This is a genomic window from Thermoplasma sp. Kam2015 (genome assembly GCF_003205235.1).
GTDB lineage: Archaea > Thermoplasmatota > Thermoplasmata > Thermoplasmatales > Thermoplasmataceae > Thermoplasma.
This window is the reverse complement of record NZ_QJSM01000038.1, coordinates 1-23,774: the sequence shown is the minus strand read 5'-3', so window position 1 is coordinate 23,774 and position 23,774 is coordinate 1. Positions and strand designations below refer to the sequence as shown.

The 23,774-nt window shown below is 47.9% G+C and carries 23 protein-coding genes and 1 tRNA gene; 16 read left to right on the top strand and 8 right to left on the bottom strand.

The features are described from left to right. Nucleotides 1–289: 289 nt before the first annotated feature. The 3 genes from DMB44_RS08210 to DMB44_RS08200 form a co-directional block, all read right to left on the bottom strand. Nucleotides 290–361 (bottom strand) — tRNA-Ala (locus DMB44_RS08210). Nucleotides 362–431: 70 nt separating this feature from the next. Further along, a complete protein-coding gene (locus DMB44_RS08205; RefSeq protein ID WP_110642633.1) occupies nt 432–1,370 on the bottom strand; it encodes an alpha/beta hydrolase family protein in 939 nt (312 codons plus the stop codon). 167 nt (nt 1,371–1,537) lie between these two features. After that, the gene (locus tag DMB44_RS08200; protein WP_161952121.1) at nt 1,538–2,305 is read right to left on the bottom strand and encodes an ATP-binding cassette domain-containing protein; all 768 of its coding nucleotides are present in this window, start codon (nt 2,303–2,305) and stop codon (nt 1,538–1,540) included. A 94-nt stretch (nt 2,306–2,399) separates the two neighbouring features. On the opposite strand from DMB44_RS08200, the gene DMB44_RS08195 reads away from it, so the two are divergent. The 8 genes from DMB44_RS08195 to DMB44_RS08160 all read left to right on the top strand — a co-directional run bounded on the left by DMB44_RS08195 (nt 2,400) and on the right by DMB44_RS08160 (nt 7,468). Beyond that, nucleotides 2,400–3,209 carry a hypothetical protein gene (locus DMB44_RS08195; RefSeq protein ID WP_161952120.1) on the top strand — a complete coding sequence of 270 codons (810 nt, stop codon included), beginning with the start codon at nt 2,400–2,402 and terminating at the stop codon, nt 3,207–3,209. 5 nt (nt 3,210–3,214) lie between these two features. Continuing rightward, nucleotides 3,215–3,880: a hypothetical protein gene (locus tag DMB44_RS08190; RefSeq protein WP_110642627.1), complete on the top strand. Its 666-nt coding sequence runs from the start codon at nt 3,215–3,217 to the stop codon at nt 3,878–3,880. After that, nucleotides 3,877–4,188, top strand: a complete 312-nt coding sequence (locus DMB44_RS08185) for a transcriptional regulator (RefSeq protein WP_110642625.1) — start codon at nt 3,877–3,879, stop codon at nt 4,186–4,188. Before DMB44_RS08190 ends, DMB44_RS08185 begins: the two co-directional genes overlap by 4 nt. 76 nt (nt 4,189–4,264) lie before the next feature. Continuing rightward, nucleotides 4,265–5,047, top strand: a complete 783-nt coding sequence (locus tag DMB44_RS08180) for an ABC transporter ATP-binding protein (RefSeq protein ID WP_110642623.1) — start codon at nt 4,265–4,267, stop codon at nt 5,045–5,047. Continuing rightward, entirely contained in the window at nt 5,040–5,825 is a 786-nt protein-coding gene (locus DMB44_RS08175) for a hypothetical protein (RefSeq protein WP_110642621.1), read from the top strand. Before DMB44_RS08180 ends, DMB44_RS08175 begins: the two co-directional genes overlap by 8 nt. Further along, nucleotides 5,822–6,487, top strand: coding sequence for a hypothetical protein (locus DMB44_RS08170; RefSeq protein WP_110642619.1), 666 nt, complete (start codon nt 5,822–5,824; stop codon nt 6,485–6,487). Before DMB44_RS08175 ends, DMB44_RS08170 begins: the two co-directional genes overlap by 4 nt. Further along, the gene (locus DMB44_RS08165) at nt 6,480–6,821 is read left to right on the top strand and encodes a transcriptional regulator (protein WP_161952119.1); all 342 of its coding nucleotides are present in this window, start codon (nt 6,480–6,482) and stop codon (nt 6,819–6,821) included. Before DMB44_RS08170 ends, DMB44_RS08165 begins: the two co-directional genes overlap by 8 nt. A gap of 101 nt (nt 6,822–6,922) precedes the next feature. Continuing rightward, nucleotides 6,923–7,468, top strand: a complete 546-nt coding sequence (locus DMB44_RS08160) for a GNAT family N-acetyltransferase (RefSeq protein ID WP_161952118.1) — start codon at nt 6,923–6,925, stop codon at nt 7,466–7,468. Here DMB44_RS08160 and DMB44_RS08155 read toward each other — a convergent pair whose 3' ends face one another. Further along, complete coding sequence (locus DMB44_RS08155; RefSeq protein ID WP_110642613.1) at nt 7,469–8,284, bottom strand: radical SAM protein; 816 nt, start codon at nt 8,282–8,284, stop codon at nt 7,469–7,471. After that, on the bottom strand, nt 8,281–9,534 hold the full coding sequence (locus DMB44_RS08150) for an Nre family DNA repair protein (protein ID WP_110642611.1): 1,254 nt from the start codon (nt 9,532–9,534) through the stop codon (nt 8,281–8,283). The genes DMB44_RS08155 and DMB44_RS08150 overlap by 4 nt, the downstream gene beginning before the upstream one ends. Nucleotides 9,535–9,661: 127 nt before the next feature. Between DMB44_RS08150 and DMB44_RS08145 the strand changes: the two genes are divergently transcribed. Continuing rightward, nucleotides 9,662–11,092, top strand: coding sequence for an MFS transporter (locus tag DMB44_RS08145; protein ID WP_110642635.1), 1,431 nt, complete (start codon nt 9,662–9,664; stop codon nt 11,090–11,092). A gap of 56 nt (nt 11,093–11,148) precedes the next feature. Here the strand turns inward: DMB44_RS08145 and DMB44_RS08140 are convergent, their stop codons facing one another. Further along, complete coding sequence (locus DMB44_RS08140) at nt 11,149–12,540, bottom strand: APC family permease (RefSeq protein WP_110642609.1); 1,392 nt, start codon at nt 12,538–12,540, stop codon at nt 11,149–11,151. A 202-nt stretch (nt 12,541–12,742) separates the two neighbouring features. Here DMB44_RS08140 and DMB44_RS08135 point away from each other — a divergent pair, with 202 nt between their 5' ends. From DMB44_RS08135 to DMB44_RS08125, 3 genes are read left to right on the top strand one after another with little or no spacing between them, the layout of a single operon-like run. After that, nucleotides 12,743–17,128, top strand: a complete 4,386-nt coding sequence (locus DMB44_RS08135; protein WP_110642607.1) for a protease pro-enzyme activation domain-containing protein — start codon at nt 12,743–12,745, stop codon at nt 17,126–17,128. A 45-nt stretch (nt 17,129–17,173) separates the two neighbouring features. Then, complete coding sequence (locus DMB44_RS08130) at nt 17,174–18,319, top strand: MFS transporter (protein ID WP_110642605.1); 1,146 nt, start codon at nt 17,174–17,176, stop codon at nt 18,317–18,319. A gap of 1 nt (nt 18,320) precedes the next feature. Then, nucleotides 18,321–18,887, top strand: a complete 567-nt coding sequence (locus tag DMB44_RS08125; protein WP_161952117.1) for an exonuclease domain-containing protein — start codon at nt 18,321–18,323, stop codon at nt 18,885–18,887. A gap of 7 nt (nt 18,888–18,894) precedes the next feature. On the opposite strand, the gene DMB44_RS08120 is transcribed toward DMB44_RS08125, so the two are convergent. Beyond that, on the bottom strand, nt 18,895–19,260 hold the full coding sequence (locus tag DMB44_RS08120) for a DUF309 domain-containing protein (RefSeq protein WP_161952116.1): 366 nt from the start codon (nt 19,258–19,260) through the stop codon (nt 18,895–18,897). A gap of 333 nt (nt 19,261–19,593) precedes the next feature. Here DMB44_RS08120 and DMB44_RS08115 point away from each other — a divergent pair, with 333 nt between their 5' ends. From DMB44_RS08115 to DMB44_RS08100, 3 genes are all read left to right on the top strand, one after another. Further along, nucleotides 19,594–19,860: a hypothetical protein gene (locus DMB44_RS08115; RefSeq protein ID WP_110642599.1), complete on the top strand. Its 267-nt coding sequence runs from the start codon at nt 19,594–19,596 to the stop codon at nt 19,858–19,860. Nucleotides 19,861–20,118: 258 nt separating this feature from the next. Next, nucleotides 20,119–21,357, top strand: coding sequence for an RNA-guided endonuclease TnpB family protein (locus DMB44_RS08105; protein ID WP_110642595.1), 1,239 nt, complete (start codon nt 20,119–20,121; stop codon nt 21,355–21,357). Between the two features lie 19 nt (nt 21,358–21,376). Continuing rightward, on the top strand, nt 21,377–22,510 hold the full coding sequence (locus DMB44_RS08100) for an MFS transporter (protein WP_110642593.1): 1,134 nt from the start codon (nt 21,377–21,379) through the stop codon (nt 22,508–22,510). 4 nt (nt 22,511–22,514) lie between these two features. Here the strand turns inward: DMB44_RS08100 and DMB44_RS08095 are convergent, their stop codons facing one another. Next, nucleotides 22,515–23,141, bottom strand: coding sequence for a pyridoxamine 5'-phosphate oxidase family protein (locus DMB44_RS08095; protein WP_110642591.1), 627 nt, complete (start codon nt 23,139–23,141; stop codon nt 22,515–22,517). 74 nt (nt 23,142–23,215) lie between these two features. Here DMB44_RS08095 and DMB44_RS08090 point away from each other — a divergent pair, with 74 nt between their 5' ends. Further along, nucleotides 23,216–23,452, top strand: a complete 237-nt coding sequence (locus DMB44_RS08090; protein ID WP_110642589.1) for a DUF167 domain-containing protein — start codon at nt 23,216–23,218, stop codon at nt 23,450–23,452. The last annotated feature ends 322 nt before the right edge of the window (nt 23,453–23,774 follow it).

Sequence of the window (23,774 nt, the reverse complement as noted above, 5' to 3'; positions counted from 1 at the left end):
AATTTTGCATAAATTTTTAATTTTATTTTTACCTGAAAAATAATTAATATTTATATATCCATAACAAGGAGCATTCAAACACATTAATTTTACGATTGTGTTTTTATATTCGCTAAAATTGATATATTGAAATTGTTGAAATTGTATATTCCAGAATATGTATACCAAAGAAATGAAAATGATCAATTTGCGAAAATATCTGATCCCGCTCTCTGATATTAAAGATTCAAGAAAAATGCTCAAAGTATTCAACAGGAAAAAAACAATTCAGAGGTAATTTTAATATGAATGGACCGGAGGGGATTTGAACCCCTGGCCTCTTCCATGCCAAGGAAGCGATCTACCTCTGATCTACCGGCCCTCATACCCCTAATAGCAACTCGCTATAAATCTTTTTGACCTGCGGTATCGCATTGCGATGCAAAATGGGATCATGATTCCTTCAGTCTTTCATATATGTAAGGTATAGACGTCAAGTACCGCTCAGAATTTCCAAAATGCCCGCCATCGAATTCCTCATAATGATGGTCTATGCCGTTCTTTGCCAGTTTCTTATGCAGCGATCTTGATCCGATGTACAGCCTGTACTCATCGTTCTTTCCCACATCGATGTATATGGCCTTCATCTTCCTCAGGCTGTCAAGATGCCTCAGGACATTCTTGGCTGGATCGAATTCGACCCATCTCCTCCATACATCATCGATTATCTCACCCGTCTCCTCATCGAACGGAAGATCGAATCCCGATTCATTATCCATATCAGGCGAGTAGAACGCCGAGCTGCCGAAAACGTTCAGTATCCTCATCTCCTCATCGCTCGGCCGCCTGGAGGTGAGTTCCTTCAGAAGATCCATCCTTCCCTTTGATTCGACAGCCTTGAATGTGCATGCCAGATCATCCGCATACAGATAGTAGAAGCAGCTGTCTCCGAAGTGGTCCGCAAATCCATCGATGACGTCCGGATGCCTCACTGCAATGGTGTAAGAACCGAATCCACCGGAGGATTTTCCGAAAAGAATCGTGCGATCGGTCCTGTATCGCTCCCTGAAGAACGGTATCAGCTCCTTTACTATAAAATCCTCATAGTTTCCGACCGCGGGGGAGTTTATGTACTGGTTTATGTTGTACTTCGTTGAAAAATTTGGGTTTATCACAACAGCTTTCAGGCCCTGGCTGAATAGCTTCTCCATGATTGCGGAAAATTTGTTGTGCGTCCTCGGTTTCCAGTTCGTCCCCGCAAGTTCTATCATCAGGGGATAGCCGTCTTCAACGTTATCCGGCGTGTATACCAGCACCTCCCTTTCATGGGGATCGTTGAGAAAGTTGTCCTTCAGCGCTTCGCTTTCAATCTTCAGTATCTCCGTCTTCATATGAACAGCTAGGATATGATTTCTAAGTATATATCATGATAATTTATCATGAATCTGATATCATTCTTTCGATCCGTCGGGTGTATCATGCAATGATTATCGGGTTTGGAGGCCCATTGAATTATAAGCGATCTGTCATCGAATAGCCCATTGAAGTGAACGTTCGATCAGGCACCGTATATCCTGTCAACCGTTCCAGCTGAAAGTATCCCTTCTCCTGGCTCTCCACCCTCAACTATGGAGTATCGTTCGCCGCCCATTATGAGCGTGGCTATGGATCCAGAAGCTTCTCCTCTAACGATCTTCGATCTTGAAAGTGCGGATGATTCCACAGGCCCCTGCATCATCCCATCCATGAGGAAGTGGACGGAATATCCGCCAAAATGTTTCAGAACCTCAATCTCATGCGTGACGATGACAACATCGCCCTCATAATTCAGCATCCTGTCGATCATGATCGCCCTGCGTCTTCCGTCCAGGTTCTCGAACGGCTCGTCCATGATCAGCACTGAAGGTTTTCTGGAGAAGCTCATCGCAGCCATGGCGATCTTCATCTCCCCTGTAGAAAGGCTTCCGAATGGTTTCTCTGCTATCTTTTTCAGGTTCATGTCGTCAAGGAAATCCATGAATGCAGCGAGATCGAGGCCGCCTATCTCGGAAAAGATCTCAGCGATGTCGTACACACGGCCAGCAATGGAGTATATTTCCGGTATGTTCGCCGCGACCATGCCGCTGGCCTTTATGCTGGACACCTCATTCCCGTTTACCTTAAGACTGCCTGCGTATGGATAAAGCCCACATATCGCCTTGACTATGCTGGTTTTCCCACTGCCGTTGGATCCGAGTATTATCGTCTTGTTCTGGAACGTGAAATCGAGCGGGCCTACTATATTCTTTCTGAATGATCTTACGGTAAATTTCCTGGCTTCTATCATAACAGTGCATCCATCATTCACATATAACAGCGTCATATTGTTCAGTTTCTGTACTTTTGCTGTGCATTTAATTACGGATTTGCATTGACTACCCATGAAGTTCCTGAAATATCTGCTGAGGACAATGGTAATTGACAGAAGGATACTTGTATGGTCTATGATGTTTTCGATCTTCTTCGATGTACTCACGGTTTTCTTCCTCTCGCACATAGGGCAGGGGCCGGTCAACCCGTCTTCGGTCAGGGAGATAGAATCCATAGACTACGGTCTCATATTCATGCTCTCGATGAGCTTCGCAGCCGTATCCATATCATCCTCCTTCGCCGTGCAGTCAAAATCCTTTGGATACCTATTCCGGTACACGAAGGCCACAAGATCCTGGTACATGCTTAGCCTCATGGCGGCCATGTCAATCCTCTTCCTGATCCTGGGTTCGATCATACTCGGCGTGAACTGGCTGCTCAATTTTGAGAGATACCATATAGACGCAGCACCTCGCTCGCTTCTAGGTATCATAGCGCTGGCGCCGGCAGAGGGCCTGTTAGTATCAGGCGTAACGCTGGCTATATTCTCGATCTTCATAACATACAGCGGATACAGACACCTGAATTACATCAGGTTTCTACCCATATACATCTACTTCGCCGCAGACTTCTCAATAATAGAAGCGGGTGTCCATGGAGCGTCCTATTACCTGTCACCGTTCCTGTCATCCACGTACCTGACGATCTACCTCTATTCCGGATCGAAGAGGTTCCCTTTCAACACGATCACGCCGTACAGCGTTGATCCCCATCTGGCACTGATCTCGCTGGCCGCTTCAATGCTGATATCATACACGGCATCCATAATATTCATGAAGCGCATAGGGTCATCAGGTGTGGATGGCGAGAGGCTGTTCTGAGGTGGATGATGCAGAGGATCGATGAAAACTTCGAGACGGGGAGGATCATAGCAACGCGTGCCTATCTCATGGATATAAGGAGGAGGATAGGCAAGATATACATACTGTTCTCCACACTCGTACCAGCCTCGTTCATACTTTCAATCATATTATCCTACCATTTTTCAGGAGCCCTGCATTATTATCTGAAAAATGCTAGCTCAATAATAATAGTCTATGCAGTCTACATCGCAATCACGTACACGATTCTGAGGAAAACACGGAGAATTCAGTACGCTGCCATAAGGATGGAATACGAGGTGAGGGGAAAGAACCGTGGGTCATTCTTCAGAATAGCAACCAACGGGCCAACCTTCTTCCTCATACTTTTCATTTCGCCGCTGATACTCTACATATATCTCACCATCTTCAGGCTGTACAGCTATTACATATTCATGGATGCTGTATTTATCGCTGCCATAATACTGTGGTTCTACCGGACGTTCAAACTCTTCGAAGACGTACCACCATGGTGGATCTGGGACTGGATCGCCATCGCCGGCTTTATAACGGGATTCTTACTGGGTGAATTCGTATTTCCATACCTCTACTTCATATTCTCGGTCACCTGGCTTGTGGCTGGCATAGGTACGTTCATCGATCTGAAGAAGATAGGAGAGTCGGCTTCATGACGGAAGATCAGGGTATAGAGGACCTTGCCAACGATCCCATACTTTCTAGCGGAGCCAGGATAGGCATACTGATCGCGCTCTTCGGCGTCGGTAAATCCACATTCACCGATCTGCTGAGATCAACTGGGCTGGCCAAATCATCGCTCTACATGCATCTGCAGGTTCTGGAGAAGCATGGCCTCATAACGGTAAAGACAGAGTTCACAAGAGCCAGGCCAAGGGCTATAGTCAGGATAACAGAGGCCGGCATGAAGGAGATAAACCATTATTTCGACATAATTAAGAGATACTTCGAGGAGAAGAGATAGAATTCGAAGCATCGGGTTTTCAGTACAGATTTTGTACCAAAAAGACCATTGAAATAAGCAGTGAATATGACTCAATATGCTTTCGATAAGAGACCTTCACGTGTCGTACGGTTCCATGAAGGTGCTTGACGGAATAAATATGGATATAATTGATGAGAAGATAGCGATAATAGGTCCAAACGGATCGGGAAAGACAACGCTCCTCAAGTCCATAGCTGGGCTCATTTCCGATTTCTCAGGCGATATAATGTACGAAGGTCGATCGATCAAGAAATCGGATGGTATGCCTGGCCTGGGAGTAAATCTGCCTGAGGTTTTCAGGATACTGGATTCCGATGCCCGCGTCCTGACGAGGATATACGCCCAGGCGGTGAGCGTCGGATGGGATCGCATCATGCATGATATGGCCAGGTTCGGTCTTGAGGGTGCCATGGATAGGAAGATCCGGGAAATGAGTGAGGGCCAGAGGAAGATATTCTGCAACATCATGGCCCTAAACCTTGGATACAGAATCGCGCTGCTGGATGAGCCGTTTGAGAGTCTGGATCAGAGATCCAAGGGCCTGCTGGCCGAGATCATAGACGATCGGCTGGAATCTGTCATGATCATAACGCATGAGATGAGCATGCTTCGAAGGATCCGGTCACTCAGACTGTTCTTCATGTTCAATGGAAGGCTCTTCGGCAGCGCTCCCGCCGATCTGATAGAGGAACTATACGTTGATCCGGATCCTCATGGGAGAGTGCTGTTTCAGATCGATTTAGGCAAAAGAACATTCTATGTAAAGATCGGAAGCGGTAAGGTAAAGCTGTCCACTGCAGGTTCCATGGATCTCTTATCGGAGGCGATCTATGATTAAAGAGGTCACCATAGGAATCATGAAGAACAGATCCATATGGTTCTGGAGCGTCTTATTCGTACTGGTCTGGGCAGTCATCGGATCATTCGTCGCATCCAGGGGTGTTGCTGTCGGATCAGAAAAATACTATATCTCGGCATGGTATTCAATAGAGGCAGTCATCTCAGCCGGATCCTCTGGAACAGGCATAGCATACATAACGTTTTTCTCAAGCTCCTCTCTGGCATATCTCTTCAGGTTTTCACGATTGAGGCCGGTGCGTTACGAACTTATATTCTTCTCTGGCTATCTGGTCACCTCAATGGCCACGCTTTCGACCGTGACCGCGGCCAACATATTTCTGTTTTCGCTGAGATTCGGGCACCTCACACTGCCGAATCCATATATAATACCAGCGATCATCGTGACCGGCGCCTTCTTTTACGTCTTTTCCGTCATGGTGGCGCTGGTTGTAAACAATCATTTCAGTTTGAAAAACGCTTCATTTACCAGTTTTGTCCCCTTATTCCTGGCCTTCATCTCAGCCTATCTGCCGCTGTACATCAGCATAAGCAGGTGGGTCGCGGTCTTATACCCGTTCCTGGGCATCGAGTATCTTCTCTCGTATTCATTCACGGGGGCGATAAATCTGAGCCTTGTAGCGTATGGATCGCCCTCCGTCTCGCCCGCTGCGATATACGCATCCGTTGTCTGCTGGATGGCGATTCTTTTTATAGCGGATGTTTTTTTACTGCGCAGGATAAGGCCCAGAAGTGCAGAGGAAATGAGGCAGCTATGAACGGACCCGAATACTCTGAAAAGCTGGATGAAATAGCGAGGATAGCAGTCAGAAGGCAGTCTTATATGCTGAGAAGATCCTGGGGAATGTATTATGCGATCTGGGCCTCTGGATTCACCTTCATGCTTCTTTCCTCCATAATAATATTCACATTTGTGAGGAACCCTGCAGGTTATCTAATACTGCTTTCTTCCATATTTTTCATAGTATTTTTCTCCGGTTACCTCTCAAGGAGGGTATTCAGGATCGCCGCCAGAACAGAGGATCTCCGTCACCTTCTGGATGACAAATACCACGCGTGGTCCAGAAGGTATACTGTATATTACTGGGTGATATTCATATTGACGCTGATCGCGGCTGCTGTACTTGGACACATCATGCCGAAATACAGCTATTATTCAGCCGTTCCGTTTCTGTACTTCATATCTTATTACGTGTATTCACATCTCAGGAGATCGTTTGAGAAGATACCCTCTGAGGGCTACGTATCTATATTCTCTATGTTGGCGTTCGCAATAGCTCTGACGTCCACAATGTTCACCGTATCTTCATATCTGAGGGGCATAATTGCACTGATTTCCCTCACAGCCCTGATCGCATCATGGTTCTGGTGTTCCATATATGCGCTGTATCACGCCAGGGAGGGGCTGGAAATTGGATGATCAGGGAACAAGGCCGGACCTGAACAAGGAGATAGCGAATCTCGCCAGGAGGCTCAGCGACGATGCCATGAAATCATCCATGCGCCTGCTGATAATCATATCGCTGTACCTCAACGACAGGCTTAGCTTCTCCGATCTGCTTGATCTCACCGGACTGGGTAAGGGAAGTCTTGCGAACCATCTGAATAAACTCATGGAGAAAGGTCTCATAAAGTCCGGCTTCGCCTTCAGCTTGAATGGCCCAGTCACCGTATATTCGCTGACTGAGGAAGGCAGAAAGGTGTACACCGAATATGTGGGCGCCATCATGAGAATGAGGATCGGAAAGAATTGAAGCCTGACTGGACGTTGATCTCAGAATGCATGCGGGTGAGTCCGATCTCATGCATGAAGAATATTTCACATCGTTTTTATAGATCTTCTCATTGGTTAATCATGCGGCCGCTTATAGCTGAGAGCGAGGACGTGAAGATTGGCCTCATTGAGAGGGACGATCTTCAGAGGATCTATGAGATATTCAACAATCCAAAGGGCGCAAGGTTCCTGCGAGATCCCACTCAGATCTTCTATCGGGAAGACGTTGAGGAATTCTACGAGGGGCTGCGCAGAAACAGGGATAGAAACAGGATTTACGCAATACTGTATGGAAAGACCGCAGATTTCATCGGCACGATCGGTCTCTACGACATAGACGCAAAGAACAGCCATGCGTATATAGCATTCGGCATAGACCAGAAGTACTGGGGACGCGGTATAGCCACAAAGGCTGTATCCCTGATCATAAAGTATGCGTTCGATACCATGCACCTTCGAAAGCTGATAAGCAGCGTCTTCGATCCGAACATAGCCTCAAGGAAGGTATTGGAGAAAAACGGGTTTGAAGAAGTTGGGAGGTACCGCAGGCACGGCTACGTCCCAGGATACGGGTTTGCCGACGAGGTGCTCTTCGAAAGGTTCAATGAGAAGATCATCTACATATGATCAGAACAGCGTCCTGTTGATCCTGGCTTTTTCGCTCAAATAGTCCTCGTCCTCGCTGTGGCATTCCACCTTATGGCGATTGCATATCTCCCTTATCCTTGGTACCATGCTTTCCATGTCGGCAGGCAGTGGCCTGATGCCAGCCGCGGACATCAGCTTTGCTGCACGCGGGTAGCGCGTGAAGGCATCGAATATGATCCTGGATCCCGTGGCTGAAGCCATCTCGGCTATGCCCTCTATGTCCACATCGCCGTCGTTGAAGCCCCTTATTATAGGTCCGTAGAATATCCAGGTCCTTATTCCGGCATCTGTCAGCATCGACAGCGCCCTGCGCCTCGCCTCAGGGCTTGGGCTCTGCGTCTCTATGGCCCTTGCCTTCTCCGGGTTCGCCGTGGTGATCGTTATGCCCACATCCACCATTTCAGGATATCTTGCGAAAAGGTCCAGATCCCTGGCAACAAGTGGTGATTTCGTCTGGATCGATATACGGAAGCCATCCCTCAGCAGCATCTCCATGGATCGCCTGGTGAGCCTGTACCGGAACTCGATGGGCTGGTACGGATCGGTGATGGTGGAAATGCCTACTGTTCCGCGCTTTTTATGAGGAAGCTCTCTTCTCAGAACATCCAGTATGTTCCTCTTCACTATTATCGTACTGCCCCAGTCATCCGCTGCTCGCTCGTCCTTGGTCATATCCATAGCGTAGCAGTAAAGGCATCTGTGCATGCATCCAAGGTATGGATTGAGGCTGTAATCCAGCTCCCTGAGACCGGAATTCTGCAGCGCGCTCCTCACATCGATCTCTATTATCCTCATATGCTGAAGAACCTCTCCAGGTTGTTGTACCTAAGCGTTCTGTAAACGTATGAATTTGACTTCCATTTATCCGGAGGCACCTTCATCCACTCAGAAACGTATTTTATGGCTTCATCGATTGTATCGAACTCCTCAGGATTCTGCGAGAAGAGCCTACGCATGTTTTCCCTGACGAACCAGACGCCCACCGGTATGTTGAAACCGGGATATATCTCGCGCCATGTTATCGCACCGCCGCTCCTACCCATCCTCTTGAACGCCTCGCCAACTGCAACCCTGCTGGAGTAGTAGCATCCGCCGATGTCCGGATACGTCTTGCGGCCGTAGTATCCCTCGTAGTCGATCTCCACCTCGGCCTCATCTCCCCACATGTTCCATGTGCTTCCCGGGAACCACGATTCGCCCCACTCGTATATCCAGTTAGACGGCGTGAGTATGGCCATGAAGTAGTTCCCGTTGACCCTCATCCTGTAGGCCAGGAACTTATCGATTGACGGCATATCCTTGATATCTTCGACGAGATCATCTGATATCATCGTGTCCACGGCCGTTATCGACCATCTGGTGGGCACTATCTTCCTCCTCCTACCCTCTCCCATGATCCCGACGCTCAGCGACTGCGATATCCTCTCAACATCTATTTTGTCTTTGTAGAGCGCTAGGACTGCATCCCTGGCCTTAAGATCCGTATCGTAATACACCTTCTCTATGTGCTGATCCGTCTTTGTGGAATCAAGCGTGAACGATTTCATTGGGGAAGCCGGTCCCATGGGCGTGACATGGTCATCTATCTCGATCCTGGAAGTGTCGATTGGCTTCTCCAGCAGTATGTCGACGTCAACCGATCCCTTCGATAACGATATCTCCTGTATCCTCTGGAGCAATTTATCAGGATCCACGGCCGCATTCACGCTGAACTCGGTGGATCCCCTCAGCATCGACAGCCTCTGCGATATGAACTCCTCCAGCGGCATGTCGATCCATGCAGCGCTCACGGCTAAACTGCTTGTATCGCCCTTAATCGGCGGTGCGGACGGGTAAACGGATACCTTCGGATATCCATAGCGGCCCACGAACACGGATGGCGGCGAAGATCCCTCGATCTCCCTCACGCTGCCCTGGATCCCGACCTTCGATCTCGTGATCAGCTCGATCTCTATGGGGCAGTATGAGAGGCCGCATAGCCTCTTTGCGCCCCTGCACCTCATGCAGAGGGATGCAGGTATCCTCATCTTCGCCCTGAAAGGCATACCTTTAACAAATGCCTGAGCGTATTTAAGTTTAAAGATCTGGTTTTTTATATAGAATATATAGGTATATGAAGTGAAAATATATTATATAGAAAAACGTAAAATAACCGCGGCCTATAAATAGATGATGACAGAGAACAATGGTGGTTTGGATGCCATAAACGAAGCCCTGAACAGATCTCAGGGAAGTTTCCACATCAAAACCCTTCTGATATCGGGCCTCGGCTTCTTCACCGATGCCTACGACCTGTTCATAATAGGGGTTGTTGTATCGCTACTTTCCCTCTCGGGATGGACCACTATAGATACGTTCTACAAGGGTCTGATAAGCTCCACATCGCTCATATCGGCGGTGATCGGCGCGATCCTGTTCGGAAGGCTGCTCGATTATCTGGGAAGGAAGAGGATATACGGCCTTGAACTGGCCATACTGATAATCGGAGCTTTGGGCAGCGCATTTCTGACGCCCTACAACAACGCCATCGCTCTTATAGGATGGAGGTTTCTGCTTGGTATAGGTATAGGCGGGGACTACGCCACCAGCTCCACAATAATGGCAGAATATTCCAACACGAAGAGCCGCGGCAAATTCATAGGAAGCATACTCTCCATGCAGAGCTTCGGCCTCGTAGCCGGGCCTCTCATAGCGCTTGCATTCATGCTGCACGGCGTATCGCCGGCCATAACATGGAAGGCGCTGCTTGCCATAGGAGCGATACCTGCGGCAATAGTCATATACTTCAGGCTGAAGATGCCCGAGCCTCCCAGATACACCGCAGCTGCCAGGGGCGATGTGAATAAAGCTGCCAGAGATCTTAAGGAATACACCGGCATAAATGTGAGCGTTTCAGATGACGAGAAGTACGTTGTTAAGGCCAAGTGGTCAACGCTCTTCAGGGACAGGACGTTCCTTCTGACGCTGATAGGAACAATGGGGGCTTGGTTCCTTATGGACTGGGCACTGTACGGAAACTCGATAATGTCCACAACGATACTCTCAGCGCTTGTACCATCAACAATAAAGGGCATGCCTGCGCTTATAAAATCCACTGAGTACACACTTTTGATATTTGCGGTTGCAGCGTTTCCAGGCTACTGGATAGCCACGTTCACAATCGACAGGATAGGCAGGAAAACGATACAGCTAACGGGCTTCGCCGTGATGGCAGCGACGTATGCGATAATAGCGATAGGCTACCACTCCATCATAGGGAACCTCAGCCTCTTCCTGGGGCTTTACGGTGTTAGCTACTTCTTCATAATGTTCGGGCCAAACGTCACAACGTTTGTATATCCGCCCGAGGTTTTCCCTGTCACCACGAGGGGTCTCGGAACCGGGATGTCAGCGGCGGGCGGTAAGACAGGAGCATTCATAGGTACGTTCGTCGACGCGATAATACTTGGGACAGACGCATCAGCACACCTTCCACTGCTTTTCACAATCCTAGCTATATTCGCAATCGTAGCCTTCATACTGACGTTGGTGTTGCTTCCTGAGACAAAGGGAAGAAACCTCGAGGAAACCTCTGGAGAGAAGAGGTATACAGTTAAAGCATGAATAAAATTAAAAATTTTTAATATTTAGTCATATCTCCTGTTTTTTTCCATCGACAATCATGATTCGACTGATGCTTCTATACCAGATCCACCAGCGGGATTCCTGATAGAGTGGATCAATACTGCAGCAGAGAAGATCGCGAATGCTGCCGATCCAACGATGACCGGTGTGCTTATAGACATGAATGTGCTGTAAAATATGAAGCCTAGCACAGCTATTGACACAACCGAGATCGTCATGCTGCCGTAGGGGTATCGGTGAAGTCGTATGTCAGAAGCCGGCAGTGAGACATTTATCAGCGCATGAACCAGCAGGACTCCTAGCGTTGCTGCCGTTGCAGTCATTATGAATGCCCCGAACCCGCCCATCACAGCGGCAGATATTATGGCTATGGCTGCTGCCATGGCTGATACGAATGCTGCGGATATATGCGGGGTCTTTCTGCGGCTCACACCGCTGAAGGCACCGTGTATTATCCCGTCCCTGGACATGGCCATCATGACTCGCGACGTGCTGTTGGTCACGACAACCGTACCGGTGAGAAGGCTGTTTATGAACAGCACCGTTATTAGTATTGCCGCTCCGGTACCGAGATAGCTCCTGATCATGGTGATGCCTGGAGCCAGGTTGTCCGGGCTGGCGTAGCTGGCCATGTTTGCCGGGCCCCATGCAACCGTGAAGTAGTAGGAGGTGAAGACGAAGAATGCTCCTAATACTATAACGGTGAAGAGCACAGACTTCGATATTGTTCTCTCAGCCTCCCTGGACTCCTCCCCCAGCGGGGTTGATGCACCGAAGCCGGAGAAGGCGGTGTACATCAGCAGAACGCCTATTCCAACACCCGAGAGTCCGCCGTAGGCGAACTTTGGGGTGAAAACGGATGCTGTGTTTATGGACGGCCTCATGGCCAGGATGACGATGCCCATGCCGGCCACTATCGCCATCTCTGCTATGGCCATGTACATCGTGTATCTTGTAGATTCCTTCACACCGCTGTAGGATATAAGGAAACCGGAGGCAAGCACAGCGATAATCAGGACATACATCAGATATCCAGGTATCGCTATGCCGAATACAGATCCGAGGACTGCTGGAACGAAGACTCCAACGCTGAGCGATATGAAGGACAGCGCCATCACCTGATAGAACATGTATAGAAAGCCGGTGAACCTTGCGGGGCGGCTTCCCAGGCCGCTTCTGACGTAGTAATAGTAGCCCCCAGCACCGGCTATCCTGGTTGAAAGACGGCTTATTATGAAGGCATTCAGGAACACAACAAGGAAGGCGATGAATGCGGCCAGAGGAAGCGATCCAAGCGCATAGGCCGCGGCCCCCGTCAGCGTTGCAACGGCAGCACCAGCGGGTGCAGAACCGGCAACGCCCTGAAACATGTTTTCCTTAAGTCCTATCGCATTTTTTCTTAGAGATGAATATCCTTGATTATTCACAAAATATGTGATATGTACATATTATATAAGCATTTATGTCTAAAAAATATCATAGAATATAAATATTGTAAATCGATCGCTCGGATCGAAAAGGGCATGCATGCTTTGAATCATACGAGGAAACTATAATGTGCTATGGAACGATGAGTTGAGTATCTATTTTTTAAGCGAAAATTTTAATAAAATATTGTGATCAAACATCATGAAACATGGAAACATGCTTACTTTTGTCGTTATTATTATCGCTGTGTTGAGCGTCCTATCATTTTTGGGTCCGATTGGATCCTCGAACCCTCAACAGATCAGCGTTCAGGCTCTGAATTCAGGTCCACTGATGCGATCGGGTGATAATGTATCATCCGGATTGATATCTGCGGGGTTTCATCCCTTTGAAAGGATGAGCCCAAATACGGATCTCCATCTGGTGATCGGTATCATGCCGGCCAACCTTCCGCTGCTGAATCAATACGCCACGGAGATAAACTCTCCCGGCAGCCCGCTCTACAGGCACTGGCTTTCAGAGGATCAGATAAACAGCCTCTTCGGCAATTATCAGGCACAGTCCACCGTTGAGTCGTATTTCAGGGGCATGGGCTTCAGTGTTTCCTCAAGCACACCCTTCGCTGTGGATCTCTCAGGCAACGTATCCCTGATAGAGAAGACGTTCCACACAGATCTCTATTACTTTGAGAACAGCAGCGGAAACGTCCTCTTTGCCAACATGGGAAGCATAGAGCTTCCGGCATCAATAGGGCGTTACATAATATCGGTTGACGGCCTGACGAACATGCAGATGACATCCAATCCAGTATACCCAACGCTCAAAGGCACATACGATGCGCCCAGGCTTTCCCCCACAACGCCTGGAGGCCCGATAAACCTGACGCATCCTCAGGTAGTTGGTTTCTATGCCAAGAAATACGTGTGGGCTCAGCTACCCCTGACCAACGGTCCATATCCCGGATCGAATATAACGGGATACACGCCGCCGTTCCAGGCACTATTCCCCTCTGATCTTGTATGGATATACGGCATCGGCAGAGTCCTCAACGGCACTGCGGGTGAACCAGGTGCGAACGGCACTGGTACGACCATAGCCATAGTCATGGGTACGGGGTACGTAAACGCAACGCTGGCATATCCAGCCTGGAACTACAACGACATGGTGAAATATGGAGAGGAGGTGTTCGGAAATGCAAGCGCCATAGTGGGGCGCGTGACATACCTGAATGCGAGCGGAATAACACATCAGGCGCCTCCAAATCCGTCCCCTTACATATATGTACCGTACACGGACGGATACCTAGGCGAATTCACCCTGGATACACAGTATTCAGCGACAGTCGCACCGAAAGCGCATCTGGACATAATGGCGATACCATCATTATCGACCGTGGCTCTGGATCATGCCTATATTAGGCTCTATAACTTGAGTAAGGTACCCCAGGTCATAACTAACAGCTGGAGCGGTTCCGAGGATTCATGGTGGAACATGTACGGGCCGACCTGGCAGTCCGCAGATCTGATGAACCTCCTGTTCGAATTACTGAGCATGAGGGGTTCGACAATCGTGGCGGCAACCGGTGACTCCGGAGGATACGACGGATACACGAACATGATATCCGGAGAATTTCCGGGAACCTCGCCATGGGTTACGGGTGTGGGCGGCAACCAGGTGACCATGTTCAACCAGACCGGCGTTGAATTTCCGGTAACCGGCATGTACTCAAGGTTCAACGTCACCTTCGGAACTGCCAACTACAGCAGCGCACCGCCCTACTACTGGCCCGATCTGAACATGAATGTGGTAAGCATAGGCCTATCGCATGATCACGGCTTCACACAGGCATACTGGGACAACAATCAGTACACCGTGGTGAACGGTACGCCGCAGGTCATATCAACCGGCGCAGGAAGCGCAGCGCTGAGCATCTTCTTCAAGCAGCCCTGGTGGCAGCACGGCTACCTGGTTCCAAACACGGGGAGGATGTCTGAGGTTGAGGTCTCCGCCGAGGCCGGCTTCAACCAGACCGAGCTCATAGACGGCGATTGGGGTTCATGGTTCTTCGGCGGCACGAGCGAGGCCACGCCGACCACTGCAGGCATGATAGCCGACATAATAAGCTATCTCAACGCGACGATACACGTCGACTATCTCGGTGATATAAACCCGCTGCTGTACGAACTGGGCAATGAATACAGCCAGAATCCGGCTCGTATACCCGATCCTTACTTCACCGTATCAAACGGCACGAACCCGCTCAGCGCCATGATGGTGAATCTGTCCTATACGCTTGACGGTCCGCAGAACTATCCTTCTAACTATTACACAACAACCGATGGTTACAGCATGCTCACCGGCTGGGGCACCATAAACGTGCCGAACTTCATGAACGACACGAAGATGTTCCTGACCCAGCCCTTCAACATAACTCCGGACAGGGAGAAGGGTAACTTCAGCCTATACGGAAACGTCACGGCTTCATCGCTCATAACCATGGGACAGCCGTCTGGGCTCCAGGCCTCGACGACCTACTACTTCAACGTGTCCGGAAACGATTCTAGGATAACAAATGCGCCAAAATCGCTGAACCTTACCTTCATGACCGCATCTGGACAGATCATAGCCCTGCAAAACAGCACGGTTCCTGGTCCATACAACTTCTCATATTCCGGAGGTATGCTGAAGATTTACAATAAGACGTTCATGGAACAGGGCTTCCTTGAGATCAACGGTACATACGATAACCATCTTTCATACGCCTTCACCTGGATAGGCCAGAAGCAGATCGCCAATGCCAGCGATTCAAAGATTATGTCAGAGAAGCTCAGCGTGCATGCAGAGTACGATCATCTTATGGGCGGTTTCCCGGCCTTTGATTATTCCGGCAGCTTCAACTCCTCCTATGGATACTTCGGAACGTTCGAGCCGCCGATCGAACCCAACATGCAGATAGTCAACGTTTCGTTCAACGGCACACCGGTCTACAATGCACTTGTGCTGCTGTCGTACAACTCGAGCTTAAACGTCAGCAATCTGAACGTGGATAACAATTCAAAGCTTCTAATGACTAATGTAACCTCATATGGCCTTACAAACCTCAAAGGGCAGGCATTCCTCGATACATGGAACGTGGCGCATGATACCAGAATATACGTCTATGCGGTCTATTCAGGAATGGTCAATGAGACCTCGTTTGTGCTGACACCGCAGATCACGGCCAATATATTATTCAGCAATCCTGTCGAGAACTATCTGCTTGACAATGAAGTTAGCTATCTCCCAGTTGCGCAGGGCCAGTATCTTCCATTCAATGTCGGCATACCGAATGCGCAGGTTGCACTGTACGTACCGGGATCGCTGAACTTCTACGGTCCGTCAACGCCCACTATGATGTTGCCGGGTACTGTGCAGTATACCAACGCGACCGGCTACGTTAATTACAAAATACCAAACAGTCTGCCTCCAGGCACCGTACTTTACCTAGGCATAACGAATTCGTCGGCTCCAGTGTATCAGGCGGCAAACGGCCTTTACCTTGACCACGACGTTTCATACCTGACGCTGTTAACGATAGGCAGCGGGCCATCAGTTTCGCTGTTCTCCAACGCAGTGGACAACATATACGGCGTCCCTGTAGTGACACCATCGACCACATTTGAGGCCCTGTACTCGGAGGCCCTGTACTCGGATTATCTTTCCCCGATCGGCGCATACATAAACTACATGTGGTACAGCGTGAACGGCATGAAGCCCATCAGCTTCGGGCAGGACGGACAGGCGGTGCAGGCCGCCCAGCAGGTTCAGGTCTTTGGCCTGAATTCATCGTTGCCATCCGGCCTTGACACAATAACCGTATACTACAATGACACGCTAGGAATAGAATACAGCGCATCCATGGAGTTCTATTATGCCGCATCTGTACCATCTCCGTCTGTTAGCCTCAGCGGGCCGTCATACGCCTATGGAATATTCAACATTGCATACTCATCCAGCGTGAACCTGAACCTGACGTCTGCATATTCGATCACGGTTTATTACAATGGTAATGCGGTGACGACAATACAGCCGACGGCTAAGTCCGGAACCATAGCCGTCAACGGTTCGATGCTTCCATACGGCATGCTGACGTTCAATCTTACAGAGGTGACGGCAACCGGATCATACAATTACACGTCCATAAACATGGTCAACGTTCCGGCATCGCAGTTCTATCCAACGGCGACAATATACACACCTGCTTCGAACACCACGGTCTACGGAAGCGTCAACGTTTCCTTCTCTTACACGGGCTATGATGTAAATGCTGTTATTTTCGTCAACAGCTCATCAGGCAGCGTGATGACGAAGAACGTCACCGGCACGAACTATGCGTCATTCCAGGCCACGTCTCCCGGCAGCTATACGGTGACGCTGCTTGTAACAAGCCCTGATGGACAGCATGCGAAAACCACGGTGACCTTCGAAGTCTCTAAACCAGTTAAAGCCGTACCTTCAAGCGTTGTGTTTGAATACCTGGTGATCGGTGTCGTTGCAGGGCTCATCGTAGGATCGATCGCCGTCGTGGCCCTGCTCAGGAGGCACTGAACATTCTAAAGCACAATTTTTTATCATTTTTTATCATACATTTTCATGCATGCCTACACCCTCCTTCTGACGGTAGCAAAGGCCTTTCGTTCCTTCATATTTGCGGCCATGGCCATCATCGTCCCGTATTACCTATCGTCGCTGGGCATCAACGCAGTCTACACATCGATCGTGATATTTATAAGTCTGGTCTCCGGCGCGGTATTCATCCTTCTCTATCCAAGGGTGAAAATGAAGCTGAAGCCGAAGATGATACTGTTATCCGGACTCATGGTGCTGGCATTCGTCATACTCATATTCACGCGGAACGTATACGTCTTCATATTAGCGATATTCATAGGCGGCATCTCGCTTACGGGCCGCGATTTCTCAGCCTATCAGCCCGTAGAGCAGTATACCATCAGCAGGTACGAAGAGAACCAGAAAAGCAAGAACACGGCCTTTTCGGTTTACAACTTCGGATCCTATGGAAGCGCAGCCATAGCATCGCTTTTTCTTTTTCTCTACGTACACTACGTTTTTTCCTACATATTCATGGTTCTACTGGTGTTCGCTCTGGCCCAGCTCATGATATACCTTGCGATCTCATTCCCTGAGTACAGCAGGCCATCTGCCGCCGGCGAAATACCTGGCGAGGTGAGGAGGCACATTTCATCGCTGTCCGCACTGTTCTCTATAGATGCATTCGGAGGGGGCTTCGTGACCACGTCTATGATCACGCTCTGGTTCAAGGTGGTTTACCACATATCGCTTGGATATGCTGGCTTCATATTCATAATAGTCAACATCGTCACGGCCATATCGATACTCATATCATCCCGCATATCCGGAAGGATAGGGCTGATACGCACCATGGTTTACACCCACGTCATAAGCAACTTTTTCCTGATACTCATGCCGGTGATCCCGAACCTTATAGCGAGCCAGGTATTCCTCTATCTGAGGCAGACGACAAGCCAGATGGACGTTCCGGCCAGGGACAGCTTCACCAACACGATCATACCCCCAGACTACAGGGTGAACAGCAATTCCGTATTCACAACGGTCCGGACACTGGGGCAGGTGCCGGGGCCTGCCATAGGGGGATTTCTAATAGATGCAATGCCACCTTCGCTTCTGTACGTCGCGGGTGCAACAAAGATCATATACGACATATCTCTCTACGTTAAATACCGCTGGTTCAGGGATTGAATTGATATTCATAGATACAGAGACAACCGGCCTTGATCCGCTGAAATGCAGCATCATTAGCATAGGGTGCGTGGTCTATGAGAATCCGTCGGTCCGTTTCTACATGGAGGCGAGGCCGGATCCTGAGGCGCTGATAGAGGACGGAGCGCTCTCGGTCAACGGCTTCACAAGGGATTACCTGGCCTCCATAGGAAGCGCCATGTATGATATGCTTGCAGCGTTCACCGAATGGTATGCGGAAAATTCGAAGGATTACACGGTGGCGGGCTACAACATAGACTTCGATATAGCGTTCATAGGGCAGGAATGCATAATTAATTCGATTCGTATGATCCGGATTGACAGGAGAATCGATCTGAAATACCTATTCGAAACATCTGATATCTATAAGGGCGGAAGGAGGAGGCTTGACGATCTGATCACGGCGTTGGGGCTGGGCATCGAGAGGAGGCCCCACAACGCGCTCAACGGCGCACTTGCCGAGGCAGAGGCCTACGCCAGGCTCGTGGAAAAACGCAGTCTGCTCCCGCAGAGCGATCTGGACGTTATATTCATGCGCGAGATCTGAGGCGCCTTCATTCGCCAGCACATCGAATGTTATCCAGGAGCGAGTCAAAATCTTCAACGGTCATCGGATAATGAAAACGCATGTCTGCTCTGATCTCTCGAATTCCCCTCTCATGCATGATCAGTGCCGTATCGGTATGCATCATCTGCCAGTGCACCTGGGCAGCGACGATCCAGATCAGGGCCTGCACCATAATCCTTTTCTTTCCGGATAAACTGTGCCAGGCATCCTCCAGAGCCTCATGGGCTTCCCAGAATCTCTCCTCCGATATGAGATACCTTGCGTTTCTGAAAGCTGAATCCAGATCTCCGATCCGGATGCCGTCACATTCAGGGCATATGACCACGGCATAGCTGCATGATTCATTCATCATGCGATAAATGTCAGATTCCTCGGCAAAAAACGAAATCTCTAAGATATCAGAATGTCTCCTCACGATAGCGTCCCGCCTTATTTTCCTATGATAACTGCGGCAGAAGAGTATGCATCTGACATTCATGAACGTTATAGCAGTCTTTCTGGATATTTACGGATTTTGAGATATATCGTATATGCCTATGCGAAGATATTATGCGATACCACGTCGATCGTTCAGTGCAAATTCTGTTGAATTCAGCACATGAAATTGCGTTTTTAGCATTCAGATCGAATACTTTATCTTTTTACATGCTTTATACAATTGTAATAATATTATGGGGTGGTGTTTATGAATTCCGACGATTTCTATATGAAATGGAATGGTTGCCTCACCAGGACCTCCTATGTGCCGAAACTTGATGTTAACCTGATAAGGAGGGTGAGGCTGGATAATGGCGATCTTATATACGCTAACATCAGCGAGATGGTGCGTATAGGATCCACTGAAAACGGCAAGCCGATCGAGCGCACATTCATAAAGTTCAAGCTTAACGTGTGCGATGATATATACGATGTTGCGATGGTGGACGTGAGGCATATAGCCGATGTTTACTGAATTTTTTGTCAATCTAATTCTCTATTCTGAAGTGGATCATCTTTAGGGTTCTCTTCATCCATATCTTAACGTAAGTTCCCAAATGATAAGGATTGCCAATTGACCAATTGTGAAATAGTTTTGCCATGATCATTAATTTTATAAAAAAGTTAGGAGTTTGAGGGAAGCAGTAAAAACTCTTTCTCCGAACAGGAGATACACGGACTTCCTCCCAATACATAGAAAGATCTATAAATAATCTCATCATATCTATAATCAATGATAACAGCTGCCAGAGTGAAGCTGTATCCAAACGAAGGACAGAAAATTTTACTGGAGAAGCACTTTGGCAGCTGTAGATTCGTATACAATTACTTTCTAAAAAAGAGGGACGAATACTATATAACGCATAGGGATGCTAAAAAATCCTCTTTGAACTATTTAGACACACAGAACATGCTCATCGAACTCAAGAAGGAACACCCATGGCTGTACGAGATCAACGCCCAATCACTTCAGATGTCTCTACGCTTTCTTGATAATGCATTCAAGAACTTCTTCCATAAGAATGCTGAACATCCAAGATTCAGGAAGAAGGAAAGGAACGAATTCTTTGCAGTACCACAGCACATCAAAATTCAAGGAAACAGGATCTATTTCCCAAAGTTCTCTGAAGGCATATACTTCAAGGGATCTAAGGAAAAGTTATCTGAAATAAAGGACATTAACGAAATAAGAATAACCAAGGATTCAGGTTATTACTACTGTTCAATAATATATGAGATACCAGAGGAACTACCAGAGAAGAAACCATTATCTGAAGATAACTCCGTTGGTATAGATCTCGGAATAGAGAAGTTCACAACCTTATCGAATGGTATAGCAATAGAGAATCCAAGGTTCATAAAGAAGGTAGAGAAAAGGATAAAGAAACTCCAGAAGCAGTTATCGAGAAAGCAGAAAGGATCGAAGAATAGAAGGAAGCAGATATTGAGATTGCAGAAAGAGTACAAAAAACTAAGAGACATGCGGGAGGACTTCTATGACAAGGTATCTACTGCGATAGCCAAGCGGTACGATACCATCATCATCGAAGACCTGAACGTAAAAGGAATGATGCAGAACCATCATATATCGAAGAGTCTAAGTGATGTTTCTTTCTATTACTTCAAGCAGAGACTGGAATGGAAAGCAGAAAAATATGGAAAGAATATAATAGAGATAGGAAGGTTCGATCCATCATCTAAGATATGTTCAAGATGCGGTAACATAAAGCATGATCTGAAGTTATCAGATCGCATATATCATTGCAATGTATGCGGATTAACTATAGACAGGGATCTGAATGCCGCCAAGAACATAAGGAAGATTGGACTTATAAAAGTAGGATCGGTGCGATCCGAATTCACGCCTGTGGAGATCGCAACATCGGGCTTGTACGGAATATATCCGTACAGGCAGAGGTCGGTCGTTGAATCAGGAAGCTCCGAAGCTTCAGCTGAGGAGCAGCTGACTTAACATCAGCATAGGTGTGAGCATGGTGGATAGGCTTAGGAACATACCCGGGGTTATGATACCTTTTCTTTTCTCAGCCTTTTCTGTCTTCTCCATCTCCATGGTCGTACCGCAGATCGCCGGTCAATTTGCTGTTCCAATTTCATCGGTTCTTCTTGCAATACCGCTGGATTTCATAGGCGGGGCCATTGGAGGACTCCTGCTTGGGTACGCTGCGGACAGATATGGGAGAAGGTTGATAATGCTTATATCCTCTGCCATTTTCGGCATATTTACTATGGCATCATCGTTTTCGACGTCCATATACATGATATACGCTTTCTGGTTTCTCATAGGACTTGGAGTGAATGCGCAGAACGGCGTATCCTATCCAGTGGTCGTTGAAACGCTCAGGCGCTCATCAGGTACGATAGGTGGCATAATGCAGAGCCTCTATTTCCTTGGTTTCATGCTGGATTCCGTTCTCTTCGTATTTTTCCATTACTGGCGCACATACCTTATGGTTGCCGGCCTCATAGCGCTTGTCTTCTCCATACCGTCCGCTGCCATGATCATGGAGACCGGCGGCAGGCGGATCGTGAGCGTGCATGAAAAGGATCCCAATTTCATGCGCTATACGGTTGCGTTCTCCTTCGTTGTAATAGGTGCATTCATGTTCAGCATACCGCTCATGGCGGACGTTCCGACTCTCCTTTCTGATCTGAAGTACAGCCCTATATTGATCACTGTGCTGTCTCTCGCGGGGTTTTCTGGATTCGTGATAGCCGGTTTTCTATCGGACAGATACAGGAGAGGACATGTCGCAATGGCCTTTGCTGGATCTGGTGTACTGTTCTCGCTGGCACTTCTCCTGACGCATGCGGATGCATACCTTCTTGCCGTTCTCACTGCGATATACATATCTTCCGGTTTCTTTTCATTCAGCGGTATATGGGTCAGCGAAAATTATCCTCCAGGATCAAGAGCGCTGGCTACAAATATAGTGTTTTTCTCTGGCAGGATCGTTGGTGGATTTTCCCCATTCATAGCCGCGCTTATCGATCCATCTTCAATTGCTTCCGGTATAGCGGTGGTATGCATAATATCTGGATTGATGGCATTCCTGGCATCAGCCTACATTCAGGCAATAAAATCACGCAGGGCAGTGCATGCCTGATCCGTCATCTGAACAGATATCTTCCGTACAGCGATCTGATGTATCCCGGTGCGTCCTCTCCAGCGTTTCCATAGGAGTGTAGTATGGGTATGACGCCGGACCATATGCCGGATTGCAATGAATCATGCGGCGGCCCTGACCTCATCTTCATTGAAAACGTTTCAGGTTTGACTGAAAAAACAAAGACCCCATTCAGATCATATTCCGAAGGTTTAATGGAATCTTCCCAGCGGCCAGGAGCTATTTTCTCAGTTAGCATTCTGAATGTCTGCAGCTTCTCAGCTTTGTCCTCAACCTCCACAGGCCTTCCGAAGATCAGAGCTGAAACGTAGTTGACTGAATTGTTTCTGATCTCGGAGGCCAGCACGATGCCGTTCAGCTCCATAAGCGAAATGGCGATCAACTGGCTCGATCTCATCACACTGTATATCCTGCTCTCCATCGAACCGTGCAGGTATATAGTCTCACCTCTGTTTGCAAACATCATGGGTATAGCATAGGGAACGCCCTCATCAACAAAGGAGACCGTGCACACAAAGTTTCTTGACAGAATCGATCTCAGATCCTCTAAATTATATGAGGCCCTTTCTGGATATCTTTTGACCCTATCCTTTATCTCTTCATCATTCATGCCTAAATATGCCCTAGGCTGGCATAAATCTATGGCGATCCAAAGATTACAAAATCGTAAATATTATACCGTAAATGGATCTTCTCAACCGGGATCGCTTGATTGTTATGGTTAAGGTCAGGCACGGAAGAGGAGATATACGGAAGGATGGCGATTATATTGTGGTATCCACAGAAGAGCCAAGGGAGAATGGCAGGGCAAACGCCGACGTGATAAGGCAACTATCCCGCTATTTCAATGCTGATCCATCAAAAATCAGGATACAGCGTGGAAAAACGAGCACCAATAAGACAATACTGATAGAGGATTGAATAAGAAATTTCTAGGGATATTATGCATTCATTTATGGGCGATAGAATAAATAAAAATTATAGTTATTCAAATTTTAGGTGAGAGCTCAAAGATACCTATTTGATAGATGCAGGTCTGTGTATGGATCAGGTAGAGTGCTCTTAATAGAATCTCTATAAAAATATTAGCAATAAAAATAAAACGTAAGGATATGAACATAATATGATGGCAAGGTTATTTAAAATTATATTATACTTGACGAAAATTAAATGAGCTATCTATAAGCATTCAATATTGAAAGCTATCGTAAGGGATAAAACACTTCTATATAAATACAATAAA